At 53.2% G+C, this 3,923-nt stretch carries 4 protein-coding genes; 3 read left to right on the forward strand and 1 reads right to left on the reverse strand.

Annotation, left to right across the window (positions count from 1 at the left end):
* On the reverse strand, positions 1 to 923 hold a 923-nt coding region (locus INT22_RS12780), incomplete at its 3' end, for an alpha-amylase family glycosyl hydrolase (RefSeq protein ID WP_264298848.1).
* 237 nt (positions 924 to 1,160) lie between these two features.
* Between INT22_RS12780 and nrdR the strand changes: the two genes are divergently transcribed.
* The 3 genes from nrdR to ribB form a co-directional block, all read left to right on the forward strand.
* Positions 1,161 to 1,664 (forward strand): transcriptional regulator NrdR, encoded by a 504-nt coding sequence (nrdR, locus tag INT22_RS12785; RefSeq protein WP_089037417.1) that lies wholly within the window; start codon positions 1,161 to 1,163, stop codon positions 1,662 to 1,664.
* On the forward strand, positions 1,664 to 2,830 hold the full coding sequence (gene ribD / locus INT22_RS12790) for a bifunctional diaminohydroxyphosphoribosylaminopyrimidine deaminase/5-amino-6-(5-phosphoribosylamino)uracil reductase RibD (protein WP_193061397.1): 1,167 nt from the start codon (positions 1,664 to 1,666) through the stop codon (positions 2,828 to 2,830). Before nrdR ends, ribD begins: the two co-directional genes overlap by 1 nt.
* Positions 2,831 to 2,902: 72 nt before the next feature.
* Positions 2,903 to 3,923: 3,4-dihydroxy-2-butanone-4-phosphate synthase (gene ribB / locus INT22_RS12795; RefSeq protein WP_226912696.1), on the forward strand; the 1,021-nt coding region annotated here is incomplete at its 3' end.

A 3,923-nucleotide genomic window follows, 5' to 3' on the forward strand; every position in this document is an offset into this window, starting at 1 on the left:
GCTTCGTCTGGCGCCCCGTTGGCTAACCGTTCTAAGCCAAAGTAACTGATGTTTTCTGCGTGAGGGACATTGGTCTCGGTAATTATCAGCGTGCCCGGGGCTATTTCATCCACAATGGCGCGCAGTAAACGGACCACCGTATGAGTTTCGGGAAGATGGATGCATGGCGTTCCCAGACGCTTCCATAAAAATGCCACTGCATCCAGGCGAATGATACGCACGCCCTGTTGGAGGTAAAACAGTAAGATGCCAACAAACTCAAGCAATACGTCAGGATTTTCAAAGTTTAAATCGATCTGATCTTCTGAAAAGGTTGCCCACACATGGCGCGTGCCTCGGCGCGTGGAAATAGGCACTAGCAACGGGCTGCTACGTGGTCGAACCACGTCAGAAACATCGGTTTCTGGGTCTACTTCTATAAAGTAATCACGACCTGGCAAGCTTCCGGTTAAATAATCCACAAACCACAGAGACTCGCGAGACACGTGGTTTAGCACTAAATCGCCCATCACGTCATAGTGGCTTGCCAGCTCACGGATATGCTGCCAATCGCCTAGCTCTGGATTAACCTCACGGTAATGAATGACTGAAAAGCCATCATCGCTACTCCAGGGAAAAAAAGGCAGGACATGCACGCCGCTAATACGCTCCCCCAAATAGCGCTGAAGGAACTCATTAAGCACGGCAAGAGGCGGTGTTTCCTCTGCCACAATGGAATCACCGTAGCTAATGACCCATTGATCTTTTTCGCTCCATGTTGGTGCATTATCGCCTTCAGCCGCGGTATTTTCTGTTATGGCTGGCGCCTGTGATGCACTGCGAAAGTGTTCAATGTGTTGTCCAAGTCGGCGTTGTACCTCGCTGGCGCGGGGGCCGTAGAGGTGCGAAAGGAAATGGTGGACTGTCTGCTCAAATGGGGTCATAGGGATGTCCTCTTAAACAACCTACGACAAACGCTGCAGCTTGTGTGCCAAATCGTTACAATGCTAGGTTAACGCCGCGTTTAAAGAAGCGACTATTTTTGCTTGCAAGCGCCCTTAAACTGCATGTCGTTGTAGCGCGTGGCTACTCCGCTGCTAATAATAGTTCACAATATGCTTATATGTGCCGTTATCCGCACAGGCTGACACGCTGCACGTACTGACAACAGGTTGACTGCCATGCATTGCCCTTTTTGTGGTGCTAATGATACTCGAGTGACCGACTCGCGGCTGGTAGCCGACGGTGACCAGGTGCGCCGTCGTCGCCAATGCGCTAGCTGCCAAGAACGCTTCACCACGTATGAAACCGCAGAACTGATTATGCCGAGGGTCGTAAAATCCGACGGCTCACGCGAAACCTTTAACGAGAGCAAGCTGCGTGCAGGCATGTTGCGAGCGCTGGAGAAGCGTCCGGTAAGTGCCGAGGCAATAGAAGCCGCCGTGGAGCGTATTCGCCAATCGCTTCGTGCCCGCGGAGACCGCGAAGTTAATGCGCGGGATATCGGTGAAGCCGTCATGAAGGCATTAAGCAACCTGGATCAGGTGGCGTATATCCGCTTTGCATCGGTATATCGTAAGTTTCAGGATTTAGACGAATTTCGCGCCGAGATAGACCGTCTTTCTCAAGATCCAGGCGATCACCCTGCATCAGCCCACAGCGACCCAGATCGCGGAGAGGTTTGATGAACGAGTTGACGGAGAGAGGCTTTACCAGCGCTGATCATCAATTTATGGCGCGTGCTCTGCAATTGGCGGCGAAAGGGCTGTATACAACAGACCCCAACCCCCGGGTAGGCTGTGTTATTGTCCGCTACGATCAACACGCTGAAGGGCAGGTGGTTGGCGAGGGCTTTCACCTCCGTGCTGGCGAACCGCATGCAGAAATTCACGCGCTTAACGCCGCTGGTGCCAGGGCAGAAGGCGCAACGGCTTATGTCACTTTAGAACCTTGTTCCCATACAGGACGCACTGGCCCTTGTGCCGTTGCGTTAGCGGATGCCAACGTTGCCCGTGTGGTCGTCGCAATGGTTGACCCTAACCCTTGCGTGAGTGGACGCGGTATCAAGCGGCTTCGGGAATCAGGAATTCAGGTAGATGTTGGGCTGTTGGAACAGGATGCCCGTGCGTTAAATCCTGGCTTTATTTCCCGTATGCAACACAAGCGTCCCTTTGTACGTTTAAAAATGGCCATGAGCCTGGATGGCCGTACTGCCATGGGCTCTGGAGAGTCACAATGGATTACTGGCCCAGAAGCTCGTAGCCAAGTGCAGCGTCTGCGAGCGCGTTCAAGCGCTATTTTGAGCGGAGTTGAGTCCGTCATTATGGATGATTCACGACTAACCGTGCGCGCAGACCAGTTGGGGCTCGATAACGCGGATACAATTAGTCAGCGGCAGCCACTACGGGTTATTTTGGATTCGCGTCTGCGGTTACCGTTAGCGGCCGCTTGTCTTCGTGAACCCGGCCGCACATTGATTATTACCACTGAACACCACAGTGAAGAAAAACGCCAAAAGCTGGAAACTGCAGGCGCTGACATTAAGGTACTGCCCGCGGCTCAAGAAGGCCGAATCGACCTCGCCGAGATGCTGAGCTGGTTGGCTGAGCATGAGCTGGTAAACGAGCTGCTTGTTGAAACCGGCGCTACGCTGGCAGGCGCGCTGTTAGATGCAAATGCGGTGGATGAACTGCAGTTATTTGTTGCTCCCACGCTTTTGGGAGGCGAGGCTCGACCACTATTTGCGTTGCCCGGGATGACCCGCATGGCCGACCAGAAGCGCTTAACTATTAAAGAAATTCGAGCCGTTGGGAGTGACTGGCGCATCATCGCTAAACCGTGCACTGACTAGCGCGCCGGGCCAGAGCAAGGTACCCTGACGCGCGAAATCGCATGTGTTGCGACCACTTATTTTGGAGATTCCATGGCGCATTCCTCTTCAGAGGGGTTGTCCCCTATCGCTGAGCTGGTGGAAGATATCCGCCAGGGCAAAATGGTGATTCTCATGGATGATGAGGATCGCGAAAACGAAGGTGATATCATTATGGCGGCCGAAAAAGTTCAGGCCGAGCATATCAACTTCATGGCACGTTATGCCTGTGGGCTTATTTGTATGCCCATGACTCGCGAGCGTTGCGAGCAGCTAAACCTACCGCTGATGGTGCGTGATAACGGCTCTGGGTTTGGCACTAAGTTTACGCTCTCCATTGAAGCGACCGAAGGTGTGACCACCGGCATCTCAGCAGCTGATCGTGCGCGTACTGTTCAAGCGGCAGTGGCGGCGAATGCCAAGCCGACGGATATCGTACAGCCAGGGCATATATTTCCGCTGATGGCTGAACCTGGTGGTGTTCTACGTCGTGCTGGGCATACTGAAGCAGCCTGTGATTTAGCCTCTTTAGCAGGCTGCGATCCTAGCGGCGTCATCTGTGAAATCATGAATGATGATGGCAGTATGGCGCGTCGGCCTGAGCTTGAAGAGTTTGCTAAAAAGCATGGTATTAAAATTGGCACGATTGCCGACTTGATTCACTACCGTATCGTCAATGAACAAACGGTTGATGCGGTTGAAATTACCAGTGTGATGACGGCCCATGGGGAACTGGCGCTGCATGTGTTCCGGGACCGTATACAAGGTGCTCATCATTTGGCGTTAGTTAAGGGGCAGCCGACGCCAGAGCAGGCGACAACGGTGCGTGTTCACTTGGCGGATACGCTGCGTGATATCGTAGGGTTAATGAAAGATGAGCAGTGCCGTTGGGATGCCCATCGTGCGCTGGAAGAGATCGCTAATGCGTCTGCGGGGGTCTTTGTGCTGATTGACGATGGTCGTCCTCACCAAGACTTGAAAGATCAACTCGATATTTTTCTGGATCGCGTGCGTCAACCGCGCACCAGCGATTCGGACGGTTCAGGTAACTACTTAACGATTGGTACTGGCTCCC

Source organism: Halomonas sp. 3D7M (genome assembly GCF_014897885.1).
Classification (GTDB): Bacteria; Pseudomonadota; Gammaproteobacteria; order Pseudomonadales; family Halomonadaceae; genus Vreelandella.

What these genes read in the sequence shown, in the direction of transcription:
- nrdR (WP_089037417.1), top strand. Translation starts at nt 1,161, where the DNA reads ATGCATTGCCCTTTTTGTGGTGCTAATGATACTCGAGTGACCGACTCG.
- ribD (WP_193061397.1), top strand. Translation starts at nt 1,664, where the DNA reads ATGAACGAGTTGACGGAGAGAGGCTTTACCAGCGCTGATCATCAATTT.